The sequence below is a fragment of the Brevibacillus sp. FSL K6-0770 genome, assembly GCF_038000275.1.
GTDB classification, from domain to species: domain Bacteria; phylum Bacillota; class Bacilli; order Brevibacillales; family Brevibacillaceae; genus Brevibacillus; species Brevibacillus parabrevis.
Map to the genome: position 1 here is coordinate 1,657,637 of NZ_JBBOBQ010000001.1, position 18,159 is coordinate 1,675,795.

The 18,159-nt window shown below is 53.8% G+C and carries 17 protein-coding genes; 16 read left to right on the top strand and 1 reads right to left on the bottom strand.

The features are described 5' to 3' along the window. Window positions 1-118 precede the first annotated feature (118 nt). The 13 genes from NST23_RS08150 (at window position 119) to NST23_RS08210 (ending at window position 12,875) form a co-directional block, all read left to right on the top strand. A complete protein-coding gene (locus NST23_RS08150) occupies window positions 119-883 on the top strand; it encodes an IclR family transcriptional regulator (RefSeq protein WP_122963138.1) in 765 nt (254 codons plus the stop codon). A gap of 164 nt (window positions 884-1,047) precedes the next feature. Next, window positions 1,048-1,587, top strand: a complete 540-nt coding sequence (locus NST23_RS08155; protein ID WP_122963139.1) for a 3-hydroxyanthranilate 3,4-dioxygenase — start codon at window positions 1,048-1,050, stop codon at window positions 1,585-1,587. Next, entirely contained in the window at window positions 1,572-2,564 is a 993-nt protein-coding gene (locus NST23_RS08160) for an amidohydrolase family protein (RefSeq protein ID WP_173596218.1), read from the top strand. The genes NST23_RS08155 and NST23_RS08160 overlap by 16 nt, the downstream gene beginning before the upstream one ends. A 14-nt stretch (window positions 2,565-2,578) precedes the next feature. Further along, window positions 2,579-3,040, top strand: a complete 462-nt coding sequence (locus tag NST23_RS08165; protein ID WP_122963141.1) for a RidA family protein — start codon at window positions 2,579-2,581, stop codon at window positions 3,038-3,040. 13 nt (window positions 3,041-3,053) lie between these two features. Next, window positions 3,054-4,505: an aldehyde dehydrogenase gene (locus NST23_RS08170; protein WP_173596219.1), complete on the top strand. Its 1,452-nt coding sequence runs from the start codon at window positions 3,054-3,056 to the stop codon at window positions 4,503-4,505. A gap of 31 nt (window positions 4,506-4,536) precedes the next feature. Continuing rightward, window positions 4,537-5,316 (top strand): 2-keto-4-pentenoate hydratase, encoded by a 780-nt coding sequence (locus NST23_RS08175; RefSeq protein WP_122963143.1) that lies wholly within the window; start codon window positions 4,537-4,539, stop codon window positions 5,314-5,316. A gap of 14 nt (window positions 5,317-5,330) precedes the next feature. Continuing rightward, window positions 5,331-6,230 (top strand): acetaldehyde dehydrogenase (acetylating), encoded by a 900-nt coding sequence (locus NST23_RS08180; protein WP_122963144.1) that lies wholly within the window; start codon window positions 5,331-5,333, stop codon window positions 6,228-6,230. Then, window positions 6,217-7,245, top strand: a complete 1,029-nt coding sequence (gene dmpG, locus NST23_RS08185; protein ID WP_122963145.1) for a 4-hydroxy-2-oxovalerate aldolase — start codon at window positions 6,217-6,219, stop codon at window positions 7,243-7,245. Before NST23_RS08180 ends, dmpG begins: the two co-directional genes overlap by 14 nt. Before the next feature lie 3 nt (window positions 7,246-7,248). Beyond that, the gene (locus tag NST23_RS08190; RefSeq protein ID WP_122963146.1) at window positions 7,249-8,040 is read left to right on the top strand and encodes a 2-keto-4-pentenoate hydratase; all 792 of its coding nucleotides are present in this window, start codon (window positions 7,249-7,251) and stop codon (window positions 8,038-8,040) included. 64 nt (window positions 8,041-8,104) lie between these two features. Continuing rightward, on the top strand, window positions 8,105-8,299 hold the full coding sequence (locus tag NST23_RS08195; protein ID WP_122963147.1) for a 4-oxalocrotonate tautomerase: 195 nt from the start codon (window positions 8,105-8,107) through the stop codon (window positions 8,297-8,299). A 22-nt stretch (window positions 8,300-8,321) separates the two neighbouring features. Continuing rightward, the gene (gene kynU, locus NST23_RS08200) at window positions 8,322-9,605 is read left to right on the top strand and encodes a kynureninase (RefSeq protein WP_122963148.1); all 1,284 of its coding nucleotides are present in this window, start codon (window positions 8,322-8,324) and stop codon (window positions 9,603-9,605) included. Between the two features lie 56 nt (window positions 9,606-9,661). Continuing rightward, window positions 9,662-11,077, top strand: a complete 1,416-nt coding sequence (locus NST23_RS08205) for an amino acid permease (protein WP_122963265.1) — start codon at window positions 9,662-9,664, stop codon at window positions 11,075-11,077. 49 nt (window positions 11,078-11,126) lie between these two features. Next, window positions 11,127-12,875 (top strand): hypothetical protein, encoded by a 1,749-nt coding sequence (locus tag NST23_RS08210; protein WP_122963149.1) that lies wholly within the window; start codon window positions 11,127-11,129, stop codon window positions 12,873-12,875. A gap of 157 nt (window positions 12,876-13,032) precedes the next feature. On the opposite strand, the gene NST23_RS08215 is transcribed toward NST23_RS08210, so the two are convergent. After that, window positions 13,033-14,034 carry a virulence RhuM family protein gene (locus NST23_RS08215; protein ID WP_242772123.1) on the bottom strand — a complete coding sequence of 334 codons (1,002 nt, stop codon included), beginning with the start codon at window positions 14,032-14,034 and terminating at the stop codon, window positions 13,033-13,035. Window positions 14,035-14,303: 269 nt separating this feature from the next. Here NST23_RS08215 and NST23_RS08220 point away from each other — a divergent pair, with 269 nt between their 5' ends. Genes NST23_RS08220 through NST23_RS08230 form a run of 3 tightly spaced genes read left to right on the top strand, consistent with a single transcriptional unit; the run spans window position 14,304 to window position 18,149 of the window. Next, a complete protein-coding gene (locus NST23_RS08220) occupies window positions 14,304-15,839 on the top strand; it encodes a spore germination protein (RefSeq protein ID WP_340963512.1) in 1,536 nt (511 codons plus the stop codon). After that, window positions 15,836-16,996: a GerAB/ArcD/ProY family transporter gene (locus NST23_RS08225; protein WP_122963151.1), complete on the top strand. Its 1,161-nt coding sequence runs from the start codon at window positions 15,836-15,838 to the stop codon at window positions 16,994-16,996. Before NST23_RS08220 ends, NST23_RS08225 begins: the two co-directional genes overlap by 4 nt. Continuing rightward, window positions 16,989-18,149, top strand: a complete 1,161-nt coding sequence (locus tag NST23_RS08230; RefSeq protein WP_122963152.1) for a Ger(x)C family spore germination protein — start codon at window positions 16,989-16,991, stop codon at window positions 18,147-18,149. Before NST23_RS08225 ends, NST23_RS08230 begins: the two co-directional genes overlap by 8 nt. Window positions 18,150-18,159: the final 10 nt, after the last annotated feature.

An 18,159-nucleotide genomic window follows, 5' to 3' on the forward strand; every position in this document is an offset into this window, starting at 1 on the left:
ATAAATGACAGAAAACTCTAAATTGTATATTGCGCATTTGGGAAATCGAGCCTATAATAAGAAATGTAATCAACATTATCGAATGTCGTTCGATAATATCGAACGAACAGGAGGGATCATGAGCGAAAAGTTTATCCAATCTGTGGATCGAGCCATCGATATTTTGGAGCTGTTTTCCCTCGCGCAGCAGGAGCTGAGCGTCAAGGAGATCAGTGATCGGCTGCAACTCTCGAAGAGCACGGTTCACGGCTTGATCAAAACCTTGGAGCACAGAGGATACCTGGAGCAAAAGCCGACCGATCAAAAGTACAAGCTCGGACTGCGTCTGTTCGAGCTGGGGAACCTGGTGGGCAGCGGCATGGAGCTGCGCAATCTCGCCTACCCGATCATTCAAGAGTTGGTCGCGAAATTGCAAGAGACGGTTCACCTGGTCGTGCTCGACAAGGACGAAGTGGTGTACGTGGAAAAAGTGGAAGGGCCTGCTGCCCTGCGGATGTACTCCATGCTGGGGAAGCGCGCTCCCATGTATTGCACAGGGGTAGGGAAAGCGCTGTTCGCTTACTTGGATGAGGCGACCGTGGATCGCATTTTGCAAGAAGCGGAGATGACGGCATTCACGCCGTTTACGCTGACTGATCCGGACGCGATCAAGCAAGAGCTGGGCAAGATTCGCGAGCAAGGGTACGCCATCGACGACGAAGAGATCGAGATCGGCCTGAAATGCGTGGCAGCGCCGATTTTCAACCATGAAGGGAAAGTGATCGCCTCCATAAGCTGCGCCGGTCCCAAACATCGCTTCTCCGACGACAAAATGGCGACGTTCATTCACGAGGTCAAGCAAGCTGCGCTGGCGGTTTCCAGACGGTTTGGGTATCGAGGCTGATGGGCAACAAAAAGAGACTTCCCCCTTGTTGGAGCAGTTTTCAAGCGGCCAGCCGAAAACACCACAAAGAGAAGTCTATCTGAGAACCATTCGCCAACCATACTCAAACCTCCTGCAATTGGTGAGAGAATCATTTTTCAAATACGAAAAGGAGCGTGTCCGATATGAGCACTATCACAAAACCAATAAATATTTGGAAGTTCATCGATGAGAATAAAGACAGCCTGAAACCGCCTGTCAACAACAAAGTCGTCTGGAAGGACGCCGAACTGATGATGATGGTGCTGGGCGGGCCAAACAAACGCCGCGACTTCCACGTCGATCCGTCCGAGGAAATTTTTTATCAGCTGAAGGGCGACTGCTACGTGGAAATCATCAACGCCGAAGGCAAGCGCGAGGTCATCACGGTACGCGAGGGAGAAATGTTCCTGTTGCCAGCGAATGTTCCGCATTCCCCGCACCGTGTAGCAGATACGATCGGGTTGGTCATCGAGCGCAACCGGGATGAAGGCGAGCTGGAAGATTTCGTCTGGTTTTGCGAGAAGTGCGACCAGGAGATGCACCGCACCCGCGTGCAGCTGACAGATATCGAAAAACAGGTGAAAGAAGCGATCCACACTTTCAACGGTAGCGAAGATTTGCGCACATGCAAAAACTGCGGTCATGTAGCGTCGGAGGAAGTGAAGGAATGGCAGCCAGAATAGATTTTCACACGCACATCATCCCGGCAGATTTACCTGACTTTTCGCAAAAATACGGCGGAGAGCGTTGGCCGACCCTGCAGCCGACATGCTCGTGCGGAGCGAACATCATGGTCGGCGGAAAGCTGTTTCGGGAGATTACCGATCAGTGCTGGGACCCGCAAAAGCGGATCGCGGACATGATCGCGGAAGGCGTGGACATGCAAGTGCTCTCGCCGATTCCCGTCACCTTTTCCTATTGGGCGCCGAGCGAGGCGGCAGAAGCGATGGCCCGCCTGCAAAACGACTTTATCGCCGATACAGTGCGTCAATATCCCGACAGGTTCATCGGACTCGGAACCGTTCCTTTGCAAGATGTGGAAAGCTCGATTCGCGAGATGGATCGCTGCATTCATCAACTAGGGCTGAAAGGGATCGAGATCGGTTCGAACATCAACGGGCAAAACCTCGACGATCCAGCCTTCCTGCCGTTTTTTGAGATGTGCGAGAAGTGGGACGTGCCGCTGTTTGTCCACCCGTGGGAGACGTTGGGCCGGGAGCGGATGCCGCGCCACAACTTCATGTACACCGTCGGAATGCCGAGCGAAACCGCGCTTGCCGCAGCGAGTCTGGTCGGCGGCGGAGTCATCGAGAAATTCCCGAATTTGCGCGTCTGCTTTGCGCACGGCGGCGGTTCTTTTCCGTACATCCTGCCGCGTCTCGACCAAGGCTGGAACGTGTGGCCGCACCTGCGCGTGACGGAGCGTCCGCCGAGTCATTACACACAAAACTTTTACTTCGACTCGCTGAACTACGAGCCGTTGAATATCCGGCTTTTGATCGAAAGGTTCGGCCACGAAAAAATCGTCATGGGCACCGACTATCCGTTCTTGCTGCGCGAGCTTCCGCCGGGCAAAGTCATCGACGAGACGCCAGGGCTGACAGAAGAACAAAAAGTCGCCATGCTCGGCGGCAATGCATTGAGATTTTTGAAAGTGTGAGAGGAGAGGTAGGAGTGGGAGAACAGACAAAGACACCGGAGGAAAATCTTGCTGCCTTGCAGCTTTCGCTTCCGCAGCTCCGTACGCCAGTGGGCAACTACGTAGCTTGCGTCCGCACAGGCAATCTGTTGTTTACGGCAGGACAGGGAGTGGATCAGTACAAAGGCAAGCTGGGAAGAGACTTGACCGTCGAGGAAGGCTACCTGGCAGCCCGTCAGTCCATGCTGAACGTGCTTGCAGCGGTCAAGGCGGAGCTTGGCGATCTGGGAAAAGTGAAAAGAGTCGTCAAAATATTGGGATTTGTCAATTCGACGGAAGAGTTTACCGACCAGCCGAAAGTGATGAACGGTGCTTCCGATCTGTTGGTTGCCGTCTTTGGCGAGGCGGGCAAGCACGGTCGCTCTGCGGTAGGCATGGCCCAGCTTCCGAACAATACGGCAGTCGAAATCGAGATGGTACTGGAGATCGAGGACTAGGCAGGAGGGAACTATGAACAGCATTCACGTGAAAAATGCCAAGCTGTTTATCAACGGCGAGTACGTCGATGCGCAGTCCGGCGAAACGTTTGACACGATCAATCCGGCCACGGGCGAGAAGCTGGCGGAAGTGGCTTGCGCAGACGTACACGATACAAACAGGACGATTGAAGTAGCACAGGCTGCTTTTGAGAGCGGCGTGTGGAGCAAAAAATCGGCCGAGGAACGCGCGGAAATTTTGTGCCGGATGTCTGATCTGGTGATGGAACGCGTGGAAGAGCTGGCGACAGTCGAAACGCTCGACGTCGGCAAACCGATCAAGGAAAGCCTTGGCTTCGATATCCCGCGAGCGGCGCAAAACCTGCGGTTCTTTGCGGAAATGGCGAAGTATGTCCACCATGAGCACTACGACAAAGGCAACTTCATGTCGTACGCCAAATACGCTCCGGCAGGCGTGACCAGCCTGATCATCCCGTGGAATTTGCCGTTCATGCAGATGACGTGGAAAGCTTCTGCGGCGCTGGCGGCAGGCAATACCGTCGTGGTCAAACCGGCGTCGTATACGCCCTTGTCGGCACTCATGCTCGGTGAGATCGCCAACGAAGCTGGCCTTCCTGCTGGCGTTCTGAATATTTTGACGGGACCAGGCGGAACGGTCGGGACGGCCATGACCACCAACCCGCATGTGCGCCGCATCTCGTTTGTCGGCGAGACGACGACAGGCAAAACGATCATGAAAAACGCAGCCGCCGAGCTGATTCCCGTCTCTTTGGAGCTGGGCGGAAAATCGGCGAACATCGTGTTTGCGGACGCGGACTTGGACGAAGCGGTAAAAGGCTCCGTAGAGGCGATTTTCCGCAATCAGGGCGAGATTTGCCTGGCTGGCTCCAGACTTTTGGTGCAAGAGACGGTGTACGAGCCATTTTTGGAAAAGTTCGTGGCCGCCGTGCAGAAGATCAAAGTCGGCGATCCGCTGGCTCCAGACACAGACATGGGCGCGCTCGTCTCCAAAAGCCATCTGGAAACCGTCGATGAGTACGTGCAGATTGGCTTGGCCGAAGGGGCGAAGCTGGCACATGGCGGCAAGCGCGTAGCGGGCCTGGACAAAGGCAATTTTTACGAGCCGACCGTCCTGTACGATGTCGATAACAAAATGCGGGTGGCCCAGGAAGAGATTTTCGGCCCGGTACTGGTCGTCATCCCGTTCAAAACAGAAGAAGACGCGATTCGGATCGCCAACGATTCCATCTACGGACTGGCAGGGGTGGTCTGGACGAACGACTTGCGCCGGGCGCACCGCGTCGCGGCAGGCATCAACTCGGGCTTGTTGTGGATCAATTGCTGGTACGTCCGCGACCTGCGCACGCCTTTTGGCGGATCGAAAGCGAGCGGAATCGGCCGGGAAGGCGGACGCCACAGCTTTGAATTTTATACCGAAGCCAAAACCGTGACGATGAAGCTGTAGGCAGCGGGGAGAGTCGAAAGGTGGTCAGAAGATGGGGAGCTTAGTGGAGACAATCGCGCAAGAACTGCTGGCGGCCGAGCAAAGCTGCCAGCCAGTGGCGCCGATAACGGAACGCTTTGCAGGCTTGGAGGCAAGCGATGCGTATCGCATCCAGCTCAAGGTGTTGGAGAAAAAGCTCGACAGCGGTCGGGCAGTCATCGGCAAAAAAGTCGGGCTGACCAGCCTGGCGATGCAGCGGATGCTCGGTGTGAATGAGCCGGATTACGGTCATTTGCTCGACAACATGCTGGTGTCAAACAACGGGACTGTCGAGGTGAACAGGCTTTTGCTTCCGAAAGTGGAGGCGGAGATCGGCTTCGTGCTCGGAGCGGATTTGCAGGGGCCAAACGTCAACTATCTCGACGTGCTGATGGCGACCGAATATGTGGTGCCGACGCTGGAGATCATCGACAGCCGGATTGCCGACTGGAAGATCAAGCTCGTCGATACGGTAGCGGACAACGGTTCCTCGGCGCTTGTCGTGGTCGGCGATCAGCGCACGCGCCTGGCGGGTCTGGATTTGCGCAGCGTGGGAATGGCGATGTACAAAAATGAGCTTGAAGTGGGAAATGGAGCAGGAGCAGCGGCGCTCGGTCATCCGGCGCACGCAGTGGCCTGGCTGGCAAACAAGCTGCATGAATTTGGCATCAGCCTGAAGGCGGGCGAACTGATTTTGCCGGGAGCGCTGTCTGCTGCTGTCGCTGTTCAAGAGGGAGATGTCGTCACGGCCAGCTTTGGCGCATTGGGTGCCGTAACCGTGACGTTTCGTTAGAGAGGAGACATACTGTGAGAAAAATCAAGGCGGCCATCTTGGGTTCAGGAAACATCGGGACCGACCTGATGTACAAGTTGGAGAGAAGCAGGGAAATCGAGATCGCAGCCGTCATCGGGATTGATCCCGACTCGGATGGTTTACAGCGGGCAAAAGAGCGGGGATATGCGGTATTTGCCAACGGGATACAGGCGATTGTAGATCAGCCTGACATGGCGGAGATCGTGTTTGATGCCACCTCGGCAAAAGCGCACGTGCGTCACGCAAAAGCGCTGAAGGAGCTGGGCAAGGTAGCGATTGACCTGACTCCGGCAGCTCGCGGCCCCTTCGTCTGTCCGGTGGTAAATCTGCAGGAGCAGCTGGAAAAAGAAACAGCCAACGTCAACATGATCACTTGTGGCGGTCAGGCGACGATCCCGATCGTCTATGCGATCAACCGGGTAGCCGATGTCAGCTATGCGGAAATCGTGGCGACGATTGCCAGCAAAAGCGCAGGCCCGGGAACGCGTGCCAATATCGACGAGTTTACCGTGACGACTCGCCAAGGACTGGAGCAAGTCGGGGGAGCGGATCAAGGCAAGGCGCTCATCATCCTCAATCCTGCGGAACCGCCCATTTTGATGCGCGACACGGTGTATTGCGAAGTCAAGCAGATGGATCAGGCGGCGATCCGCCAGTCGATTGCGGAAATGGTCGAGCAAGTGAGACAGTACGTTCCTGGCTACCGATTGAAGCAGGAGCCGCTGTTTGAAGAAAATCGCGTAACCGTGTTCCTGGAGGTCGAGGGTGCGGGAGATTATTTCCCGCCTTACGCAGGCAATTTGGACATCATGACGGCCGCGGCCGTGCGGGTGGGAGAAGAGGTCGCCCGTCATCTTTTGGATGGGAGAGGGGTTAGCCTTGGAACGGAATAGCGATAAACCAATCAAAATAACAGAGGTTTGCTTGCGCGACGGCAGCCACGTCGTTGCCCATCAGTTCACGCGCGAGCAGGTGCAGGCTGTCGCCAAAGGGCTGGACGATGCAGGCGTCCCTTACATCGAAGTCAGCCACGGAGACGGTCTGGGCGGTTCGACGATCCAGTACGGACGCTCTCTCGTCGGTGAGATGGAACTGATTGAAGCGGCAGTTGCTTCGTGCAAACAAGCGAAAGTCGCGGTGTTGCTCATACCGGGCATCGGTACGGTACATGAACTGAAGGAAGCGCAAAACCGCGGGGCGGGACTGGTTCGGGTAGCGACCCATGTGACGGAAGCCGATGTATCTGCGCAGCACATTCACATTGCGCGCGAGCTGGGAATGGAAGTGTGCGGCTTCTTGATGATGGCCCACTCTGCCCCGGTCGAAAAGCTGGTCGAGCAAGCGAAGCTGATGCAGAGCTACGGTGCCGAGGCGGTATACGTGACCGATTCGGCGGGAGCGCTTTTGCCTGATCAGGTACGGGAACGCATTCGCGCGCTGCGCCAATCGCTGGACATCGAAATCGGCTTTCACGCGCATAACAACTTGTCGGTGGCGATCGCCAACACTTTGGTTGCGCTGGAGGAAGGGGCGACCCGGATTGACGGCAGTCTCCGCTGTCTGGGAGCCGGAGCGGGCAACGCACAGACGGAAGTGTTGATTGCGGTGCTGGATCGCATGGGAATGGACATCGGGATTGATTTGTACAAACTGATGGACGTCGCCGAAGAGATCGTTGGCCCGATCATGCCGCACTCCCAGGAAATCCGCAAGGGCAGCCTCGTGATGGGCTATGCCGGAGTTTACTCCAGCTTCCTTTTGCACGCAGAGCGGGCGGGAAAACGGTTTGGCGTCGATCCGCGCGACATTTTGCTGGAAGTAGGCAGGCGCAAAGCCGTCGGCGGACAGGAAGACATGATCATCGATGTCGCGGCTGAACTGGCGAAGTTGCAAAAGGCAGGGGGATGACAGATGACAGTGACGCAGGAAGTGCAAAGCGAGCTGGTCGAATATTTACTTAGGGCACAACGGGAACGGCGTGAGGTGGAAAAGCTGACGGCGAAGTACCCTGACTTGCCCATCGAGACTGCCTATGAGATTCAAGCGCAGCTGATTGCGCGAATGGAAGCTGATGGTGAGCGCTGCATCGGCTTGAAGCTGGGATTGACCAGCAGGGCCAAGCAGCAAATGATGGGGGTGCACGAAGCTATTTACGGCTACCTGACAGACGGGATGCTCGCGCTGGAGTGGGAGCCGCTTTCCTGCCAACGCTTCATCCATCCCAAGGCAGAGCCGGAAATCGCGTTTCTCATGGGCGAAGATTTGGCGGGAACAGCCGTGACGGCCGAAGATGTGCTGCGCGCCACGCGCTATGTCGCGCCAGCCATCGAAATCATCGACAGCCGCTATGAAAATTTCCGTTTCACCCTCCCGGATGTCGTGGCGGACAATTGCTCTTCTTCCGCTTTTCTGGTAGGCAGCAAATGGGTATCGCCCCACGAATTTGATCTCGCGTTAACAGGTGTGGTCATGAGCAAAAATGGCGTGACTCAGACGACAGGCTCCGGAGCGGCCGTGCTGGGATCGCCGGCAGCGGCAATGGCCTGGGCAGTCAACAAGCTGGGCGAGCGCGGACTTGGTTTGAAAAAAGGCCAGATTGTGTTGTCCGGTGCGATCACAGAAGCGATTGCCTTTGAACCGGGTGACGTCATTACCGTGACGGTCGACGGTTTGGGCAGTGTCTCCTTCGGCTGCCAGGCGTAGACCGGCAACATAGTCAACCGAGGCAGCGGCTTTACAGCTTGTTGAAAAGACAGAGGTGATGTTCATGCCAATCGTACAGGTGTCCATCCTGGAAGGCCGAGACAAAGAACAGATCAGACAAATGATTGAGGGCGTTACTCAAGCCATCACAGATAGCTTGCAGGTGAAGCCGGAGCAAGTCCGTGTACTGGTAACAGAGGTTCCCCCTTCCCACTGGGGCGCGGGGGGAGTCACAAAAGAACAATCCCGTTCCCTGTAACGGAAAATCAAGGAGGTCACTCATGTCTCAATCATCTATCCCACTAACACAAAGCTACGCCCAACAGCTGGATGCCCAGGACGAGTTGACAAAATACCGCGAAGAGTTTTACTTGCTGCCTGCCATGTACCTGGATGGCAATTCGCTGGGACTTATGTCAAAACGAGCAGAGAAAAGCTTGCAGGACATCATGCTTTCTTGGAAAGAGCTTGGCATTGACGGTTGGACGACAGGACAGCATCCGTGGTTTTTCCTGCCAGAAAAATTGGGGGAAATGAGTGCGTCGCTCGTCGGGGCTGAACCGGAGGAAGTCATTGTGACTGGTTCTACCACCGTCAACTTGCATCAGTTGGCAGCGACTTTTTATCAGCCGCAAGGGAAAAGAACGAAAATCATTGCGACAGAGCTTGACTTCCCGACCGACATTTACGCCCTGCAAAGCCAAATCAAACTGCACGGCTTGAATCCGGATGAACAGCTGGTTCGCATCGCTTCCCGGGACGGCCGTCTCATTGAAGAAGACGACATTATCAGCGCGATGACAGAGGAAGTCGCACTCGTCATTTTGCCGACTGTGCTCTACCGCAGCGGACAACTGCTCGATATCGAACGTCTGACCAAAGCAGCTCACGAGAGAGGCATCCTGATCGGCTTTGACGGCTGCCACTCGGTAGGAGCCATCCCGCACTACTTCAGCAAGTGGGAAGTGGATTTCGCTTACTGGTGCAACTACAAGTACCTGAACGGCGGCCCTGGCTGCGTAGGAAGCCTGTATGTCAACCGCAAGCATTTTGGCAGAGTACCGGGATTGACAGGCTGGTACAGCTCGAAAAAAGACAAACAGTTCGATATGGAACATACGCTGGACGTCTGCGAGACGGCTGGTGCCTATCAATTGGGAACGCCGAACATGCTAAGCGTCGCACCGCTGCTCGGTTCGCTGGAAATGTTCCAGGAAGTGCCGATCGAGAAGCTCCGCGAAAAGTCGCTCAAGCTTACGAGATACATGATGGATTTGATGGAAGTGGAGCTGGCTGGCATGGGCTTTACCGTAGCGAATCCGACAGAGGACGAACGCCGCGGCGGTCACGTCAGCCTGGAACACGAAGAAGCGGTGCGAATTTGCAAGGCGTTGAAAGAGGGCGGGATCATTCCGGACTTCCGCGCGCCGAACATCATTCGCCTGGCTCCGGTTGCCTTCTACACGACGTACAGCGAAGTCTGGGAAAGCGTGCAAGTGTTAAAAGCGATCATGCAAGAAAAGCGCTACGAAAAATTCGAAAACAAGCGCGGGGTTGTCGCCTAAGCGCTTGGTTAAAGGAGTGAGTGCACTTGGCAAATCAAAATCAATTTCAAGACATCATGGAACGTGAAAAAGGGCTGCAGCGCGGGTTAACCACCCGCCAGCTCGCCATGATTGCCATCGGCGGCGCAATCGGTACGGGGTTGTTTTTGGGAAGCGGGATGGCGATTGGCTTTGCCGGACCGAGCGTAATTGTCAGCTATTTGATCGGGGCCGTGATCGCACTGCTGCTGATGGGCTGCCTCGCGGAAATGACGGTAGCTCATCCGACGACAGGCTCGTTTGGCGCCCATGCGGAGCGTTACGTGAGTCCGTGGGCAGGCTTTTCCGTCCGCTACGCGTACTGGTTCAGTCTGGTCTGCGCGATAGGAACCGAAGTATCTGCGATGTCTGTCTACATGAAATACTGGTTCCCTGACGTTCCAGGCATCATCTGGATTCTCATCTTCTCAGCCGTTCTGCTTTATGTAAACGCTACCAGTGTCAATTTGTTCGGCACCGTCGAATACTGGTTCTCTATGATTAAAGTCGCTGCCATTATTTTGTTTATCGTATTCGGAGCTTATGTCGTATTCGGCGGTAGCGCGAACCCGGAGATCGGCCCGCAAAACTTCACGAACAACGGAGGCTTTTTCCCGAATGGCATGTGGGGCATGTGGATCGCCATTTTCATCTCCTTGTTCAGCTATCTCAGCATTGAAATGATCGCGGTCAGTGCTGGAGAAGCGAAAGAACCGGAAAAAGCGGTTCCGATGGCGTTGAAGTCGGCAGTCGTTCGTCTCGTCCTGTTCTACATCATGACGCTCGCTTTGATGCTGATGATCGTTCCTTGGCAAAATGCCGGAAGTGATGCGAGTCCATTTGTCAAAGTATTTCAAATTATCAATATTCCGGGCGCGGCTGGCATCATGAACTTCGTCGTGCTCACGGCTGCCCTGTCTGCGATGAACAGCCAGCTGTACATTTCTACCCGCATGGTATTTTCCTTGTCCCGCGCAGGCTTCGCTCCTGCCAAACTCGGAGAGCTGAGCAAAAAAGGCGTTCCGGTCAAAGCGCTGGCGCTGTCCACCATCGGAATTGCCATCGCCTCGATTATCAACATCGTCGCACCTGACCAGTCGTTCGTCGTGATGATCTCCCTTTCCAGCTTCGGTGCCATGTTCGCCTGGTTCATGGTCTTTGTCACCCACTTGTTTTTCCGCCGCAAATGGGAGGAAATGGGCGGTCGCAAACTGCCAGTGAGAATGATCGGCTTCCCGTACTTGACGATTATCGGAGCTGTTTTACTGGCTTGCGTCGTACTCTCGACCTGGTTCCAGCCGGAATTTAAGGACACCTTGACTATGGGCTTCCCGCTTTTGCTGCTCATCACGATCGCCTACTTCATCTGGAAAAAGGCAAACCCGGCTGCCTATGAAGCGTCCGTCAACATGGGCAAGCAAGGCGCAAGCGACAAGAAAGACATCCCATCGTAACATCCAGACTTTCATAAAACGTTGAGAGAAAAGGTAGGGGGGAAATTCGATGAAGAACAAGCAGACAAAGCGAGTCGTCAGTGCATGGCTTGCCACTGCGCTCGCGGTAGGCTCGCTCATTCCGTTGACAGCCGTAAATGCTGCGGGAGAGGCTCAGTCAAACAGCTTTACCGCTCCGCGTACCGGGCTGAATGTGAATGCGCCTGATGCGCCGCCGCCGTATCCAAAAGCAGAGCACAAGCTGCTCCCTGGCGAACCGGCGGAGCCTGCGGCTGGTACGTGGGGGTACGATGTCAAAACAGGCAAGTTCAAGCACCCGACTGCTACGCCGGACAACGAAGGGCCGCAGCCGTTCAACGGAAGCTTGCCTTATTTGGATCAAAACCAGTACATCAAAAACATGAAAGTCGAAGGATTTTACCCGTACGTGGCAGGGTGGGGCCACAGCTGGCAAGCCACTTTTGACTTGAATGGCCGCCGCTATTTGTACGACTACGAAACGACGATGTACAACGTGTACGATATTACTGATCCGCGCAATGCCAAGCGCATCGCGTACAAAAACTTTGACACCAAAGTAGAACACCAGTTTGGACCGATGACGATCAAGTACAACAAACAACTCGGCAAGCTGATCGCTGTGCAAGTTTACGAAGTGCCGCGCTACGGTGTACTGTCCAACAAATACACCAATCCCGAAGAAGTGGAAGCGATCAAAAAACGCGAAATGCTGCGCGGCTTCCGGATTTATGAAGTAACCAGCCCGCTGTTTACCGATTGGAAGCTGCTCTCCGAAACGGCGCTTGACCCGAAGGCGAAGCCTGGCGATGCCGTACAGCAAGGCTCGGGCGGTCTGGATGTGCCTGTGTATAACGGCGACAAATATTTGTTTATCGCCGGAGCGCCGGACGACAGCTTCTCCAATACCGAGTACAAAAGCTATCTGTACTCCGCAGGACAATTGGCCTTTGACGTCTCCGATCCGACCAAGCCAAAACGTCTGGATACATGGTGGGTGCCTGGACAGCGCAAAGGGGAAGAAGCGGAATATAACAAAAACCCGCGTGCAGGCAACAAGACGACCTGGATGGGCGCGAGAATGCCGCTGTTCATTCCGAAGCCGGTTGAACAGGGCGGCAAGTACGGCTATGCAGCGATGGGCGGCTACGGCTTCTGGGTAGTGGACATCAGCGATCCGAACAACATGAAAGCCGTATCCCATATCGACATGCCGATGAGTGTGAGCGGTACGGAAGGCGACAATATCGATGTGACCAAAGTAGAGACGACCGGAATGGTCTATTACAGCGGCTACCCGCTTGGCGAAGACTGCCACGAGCCGTACAAGGAAATTTATGCGATCGACGTTCGCGACCCGCTGAAACCGAAAATCGCCATGACCTTGCCACGGCCTACGCCGCCAAGCGACGCTCCGTTCACAGACTACTGCCAGCGTCGCGGCAGCTTCGGACCGAAGCGCAGCGGCTACGCGGCGATTCAGCCGGGCACGCCTAGCCAAACGGTCATGCCGTACGCCTTTTACAACGCAGGCGTGCAAGTCTTTGACCTGAAAGACCCGAACAAACCGACGATTGGCGCTTACTTTGTGCCAAAAATGTCCGGAGAATACTTGAGCAACGACGGCAGCGGCTTCGAGCAGAGCGAGCACTCCAATCCGGTGCACAGCATTTTCGTCGAGTGGGATCGCAACCTCGTGTGGGCTTTCTCCAACCACGGCATCTACGTGCTGTCCACCCCGCTTCTGGGCAACCCGGTCAACGGATTGCCGAAAAAGTAGCCGCAACGGATGGCTCAAAAAAGAGAGGGTTTCGACTTTAGGAGACTACTGAAAAAGCCCCGTTGATACAGAACAGGTACAGCCACTCAAGAAAAATGAGGGGGTGTACCTTTTTCTGTATCTTTCAGGGAAACACGCAACATAACAGTAAAAAAAGCTAACGCTTATCTAATTGATTGTTCTTCACGAACTCATCAAAATCGTCGCTTTCATCATCAATCGCTAATCGATGCTGATTGTACTTCTCATACTCCGCTGTAGCCAATTTCTCCGCAACTTCTTGTGAAATTTTACCTGCATTCGTTAAAATCTCACGTTCATTAAACTTCAAAAATGAATTTAGCTTATCAATCCAATCCTTCATGTACATGAGGGACTGGCGTTCCGCTTGGTCTTCCGCATAGTCCAAGTACATCGTTACAATGCGATTTAATGACTGCAATTCTTTGTCGGTCAAATAATTTTTAGCTACTGTTACATCGCTTTTCCTAACTTTGTTGCCTTTCCAACTTGTTAGTCCCATATTATCTTTTTCTGCGTTTGCTCGCTCGGCAATCAGCTCTGCCGCTGTATGTCCATGAATGGCAAAGTGAAGTTTGTTCTGCACAGTCGCAAAAAATTCCTTGGACATGCTGGCGTTGGGATCGTAGTCAACAGAAGTGGCGTAGATATCTGTAATTTTGCGATAAAATCTTTTCTCGGATGCACGTATGTCACGAATTCGCTGAAGGAGTTCGTCGAAATAGTCTTGCCCGAAATGGCGCATGTCTTTCAAGCGCTCATCATCCATCGTAAAACCTTTGACAAGATATTCGTTTAGCCGTTCTGTTGCCCAACGTCTGAACTGTGTACCTCTGTGCGAGCGGACGCGGTAGCCGATAGCAATGATCAACTCCAAATTGTAGTGCTTGGTGCTGCGTTTTATTTCTCTTTTTCCTTCGATTTGAACTTGTAAGTATTCCTTACAAGTTGACTCCAACGATAGTTCTCCTTCTTCATAAATGTTCTTAATATGAAGTGTGATGTTCTGCGGCGTTGTTTGATATAACTCCGCGATGGCTTTCTGCGTCATCCAGACGGTTCCGTTTTCCAACTTCACATCGATTTTCGTTTTCCCGTCCTCGGTTTGGTATAGTAAAAGGTCAGTATGATTGTCCATGAAAAGTTCCCCCTTAGCTTTTGCTTGTTTACGGGGTGGAAGCATATGTTCTTATTTTGTCGTATTTAAATAATATACGTTGAAAAAGCATCTCGCAAGGTTAAGACTACTGAAAAAGCCCCGTTGATACAGAACAGGTACAGCCACTCACAAAACCGAGGGCGCTGTACCTTTTTTCTTGTTTCCTTAAAAAATGGGTTTTCATTTCCTTTCTTGGGCACACTATCCGTACTCGATATCGCATGCCCACAATCTAGGAGGGGAAGGCGTTGAGCCAGTTTTGGAAAGCGTGGCAAAAGCGGAAGGACACCCTTCAGGAGAAGGCGCTACATCATCATGCGGACAGAAGTATGGAAAATATTTCGGATATAGAGCTTTCATTGGTGATTGATGAAAATATCATGATGATCGAGAAAGGCTTGGGCGATTGCGATGATCTGGTCATCCGGCGTTTCCGGGACAAGCGGGATACCGATTGCGCGATCGTGTTTCTGGACGGGATGGTCGATCGCAACATTATTAGCGAATTTATCATCACGTATATGACCAACCCGCAAATTCCCGTCGATCTGCCCGCGTCAAACGAGCTGGAGTCCACCGACGGGCTGAGACAGGTCATCCGCAATGTTTTGTCGGGAACAGCCGTGCTCATGCGAAATGGCGAAAGCAAAGCGTACTTGAACAACACGCGCGGCTGGGACAGACGAAGCGTGGACGAGCCGCAGACAGAGTCTGTCGTGCGCGGGCCGCGGGATGGCTTTTGCGAGACGCTCTGTGTCAACTCCGCGCTGATCCGGTTTCGCCTGAAGGACCCGAACCTGCGGGTGCGCCACATGGTCATCGGGCAACGGACGCAGACCGATATTTATGTGATGTACATCGAGGGGATCGCCCATCCGCCGATGGTGCAAGAAGTGCTGGCGCGCATGGAAAAAATCAATGTCGATTCCATCCTGGAGAGCGGCTACATCGAGCAGTTGATCCAGGATCGCAGGTGGTCGCCTTTTCCCCAAATTCAAAATACCGAGAGGCCGGACAAGGTCGTGGCTAACCTGCTGGAAGGAAAAGTAGGCATCCTGGTCGACGGGACGCCTTTTGCCTTGATTGCTCCGGCTGTGTTCTCCCAGTTTTATCAAAGCCCGGAGGATTACTATGAACGATTTTACATTGCGACACTGCTGCGGTTTATTCGCATCATCAGTATTTCGATCGCCTTGCTCCTGCCGTCCCTGTACATTGCCTTCAGCGCCTTTCACCCGGAAATGATCCCGTCCCGGCTCGTGATTGCGATGGCAGCGGGCAGGTCGACGGTTCCGTTTCCTTCGCTGGTAGAGGCGTTGTTCATGGAGCTGGCCATCGAGATTTTGCGGGAGGCGAGCGTCCGGCTGCCAGGGCCGATCGGACCGACAATCGGGATCGTCGGAGCGCTGGTAGTAGGGGAGGCGGCGGTGTCTGCCGGGCTGGTCAGTCCGGTCATGGTCATCATTGTCGCGGTGACGACGATCGGATCATTTGCGTCTCCCAGCTACAGCGCGGCGATTGCCATCCGGATGCTGCGCTTTCCGGTCATGCTTCTCGCGGGAATGTTCGGCTTGTACGGGATCATGCTGTTTTTGATCGTCATTTTGATTCATTTGTCCTCGCTCAAGTCGTTCGGCGTGCCGTACATGTCGCCGCTCAGTCCGCTGAATTTGAGGGGGATGAAAGATTTGTTCATCCGGGCGCCGCACCATTTGCTGCGAACTCGCCCCACCATGTTTCATGTACACGATGAAATCCGAATGAGAGAGGATGAAAAACCGTGAGCAGGCAGGACGTGAGCAGCCAACAACAAACGTTTTCCTTGTGGCAGCAGACGTCCTTGATTACCAGCACGCTGATTGGGGTAGGGGTTTTGACCTTGCCGCGCACCACCTCGGCCATCTTGTATGAGGCGGGATGGATGTCACCCCTGTTCGGTTCGATCGTCGCTTTTGTCTCCGTCTGGATGATCGCCAAGCTCAGCCAGCATTTTCCGGGGATGACCTTCATCGAATACAGCACGATTGTCTGGGGAGCGAAAAAAAACTCGCGCATGGGAAAATGGCTCAGTCTCCCCTGGATCATCCTTTATCTCGGGTTTATGTACTTGTCGACGGCAATCGTCTCGCGGATTTTTGGCGAGGTGGTAGTGACATCGGTTTTGCTGGATACGCCGCTCGAAGTGATTATCATTACCATGTTTTTGCTGGCATTCATTCTTTCCTTGCACGATCTGGAGGTTGTCGCGCGCATCAACGAGCTGTTGCTGCCGATGATTTTGTTTCCGCTTTTGTTCATCGCGTTTGCGTCCTTTCAAAAAGCGGAGTGGAACAATCTGCTGCCGCTTTTTCGAGCTAGTGGCTCCTCCTTGATCAAGGGGGCTTACGAGGCGATTTATTCTTTTTCCGGCTATGAGATCATGCTCATCTTTTTTGCTTACGCGCATGAAAATCAAAGCAAGGTGAGGGCAGGTTTTTACGGGATCGCGATGGGCATGTTCGTCTACACCTTGATTGTCGTGGCTGGCATTGTCGTATTCGGCTACGAGGAACTGCAGCGCGTGGCCTGGCCGACTCTGGAGCTGGTGAAAACGACGCAAGTGCCCGGATTGATCCTGGAACGTTTGGAATCGGCTTTTCTCGCTGTGTGGGTTACCGCTGTGTTTACGACAGTGGCGAACGCCTACTACGCCGTCGTATACGGATTGCGGCAGCTGTTCAACAGAGGGTTGGGCTTTCAGCGATTGATCTCGGCTATCATGTTCATTCCGCTCTACTATATCGCGCTGTGGCCGCAAAACATCGTCGAAATGTTTCGGGCCAGCTCCTACTTGGGCATATACAGCCTCATCCTCAATCTGGGAATACCGGCCCTCTACTTGACTATGCTTTTCTTCCGAGGTGTGGGACGAAAACAAAAGGAGAGGAATGCAGATGGCTAAAGGGTGGCTCCGAATGGCAATTGTTTGTTTGTGCGCCTCTCTTTTGACAGGATGCTGGGACAGAAGAGAGCTGGAGGAGCGAACCTCCGTCCTCGCGATCGCGATCGATATGGCAGAAGGACAAAAAGATTTGTACAGATTGACTGTGCAAATTCCGATTCCGATCAAAATCGCGGGAAGCAGCGGACAGGGAGGCGGCGGGAATGCCGATGCGGTAAAAATCATGAGCGTGACCGGGCGGACGATTCTCGATGCCAACAACAACCTGCAATTGCGGCTGAACCAAAAGCTGTTTTTGGGCCATACCCGCGTGCTCGCTGTCAGTGAAGAAGTGGCGAAAAAAGGAATCAGCGACATCATGGACAGCTTCCGCCGCGAACCGCAAATCCGCCGCCTGATGTGGCCGATCGTCGTCAAAGGAGAAGCCGCCACCTTGCTCAAAATCAAGCCGCAACTGGCGCAAATCCCTGTCGTGTTTCTCATGGATCTGATTGAGAACGGAGTGAAGATGGGCGCGATCCCGGATCAGACTTTGGGAGACTATTTCAACCAAACGTCCAACAAATCGATGCAGCCGTTCCTAAACTACGTGCAGGCAAGCGCAACCGAAGTGCGCTGGCGAGGTGTGGCCGTCTTTCGCGAGCACAAGATGGTAGGCACGCTGAACGATGTTCAGTCGTGGTCGCTTTTGCAACTGCGCAACGAAGACCGGGGAGGCGATGTCGTCATCCCGTTGCCCAATACAGACAACGGCTATGTCACCTTTCGCCCCCATTTTGTCAAAACCAGGCTGGAGCTTACGGAGAAAAGCAAGGGAGGAAACAAAAACAACGAAGCGTTTGCGGCGATGTTTTACTGTGAGCTGCAGGGCGATATCGTGGAAGTGACCGCGAATACGAAAGTGTCGCCGGAAAAGTTTATCCAGGACATGCAGCGGCTGATCAAAAAAGAAATGGAGGAGCGGGCGAAAAAGCTGTTCTACCAGTTGCAAAAAGAAGACAACAGTGACATTTTGAAGCTCGGCCTTGCTCTTCGGGCACACCATTACCGCGATTACTGGGAGAAGCACGATTGGCATAAGGATTTTAAAAATTTTCCAATTGGCGTAGATTATACGATCAAAGTTCGCCGCTTAGGGATGGAAATGCAATAGGAGCCGATGA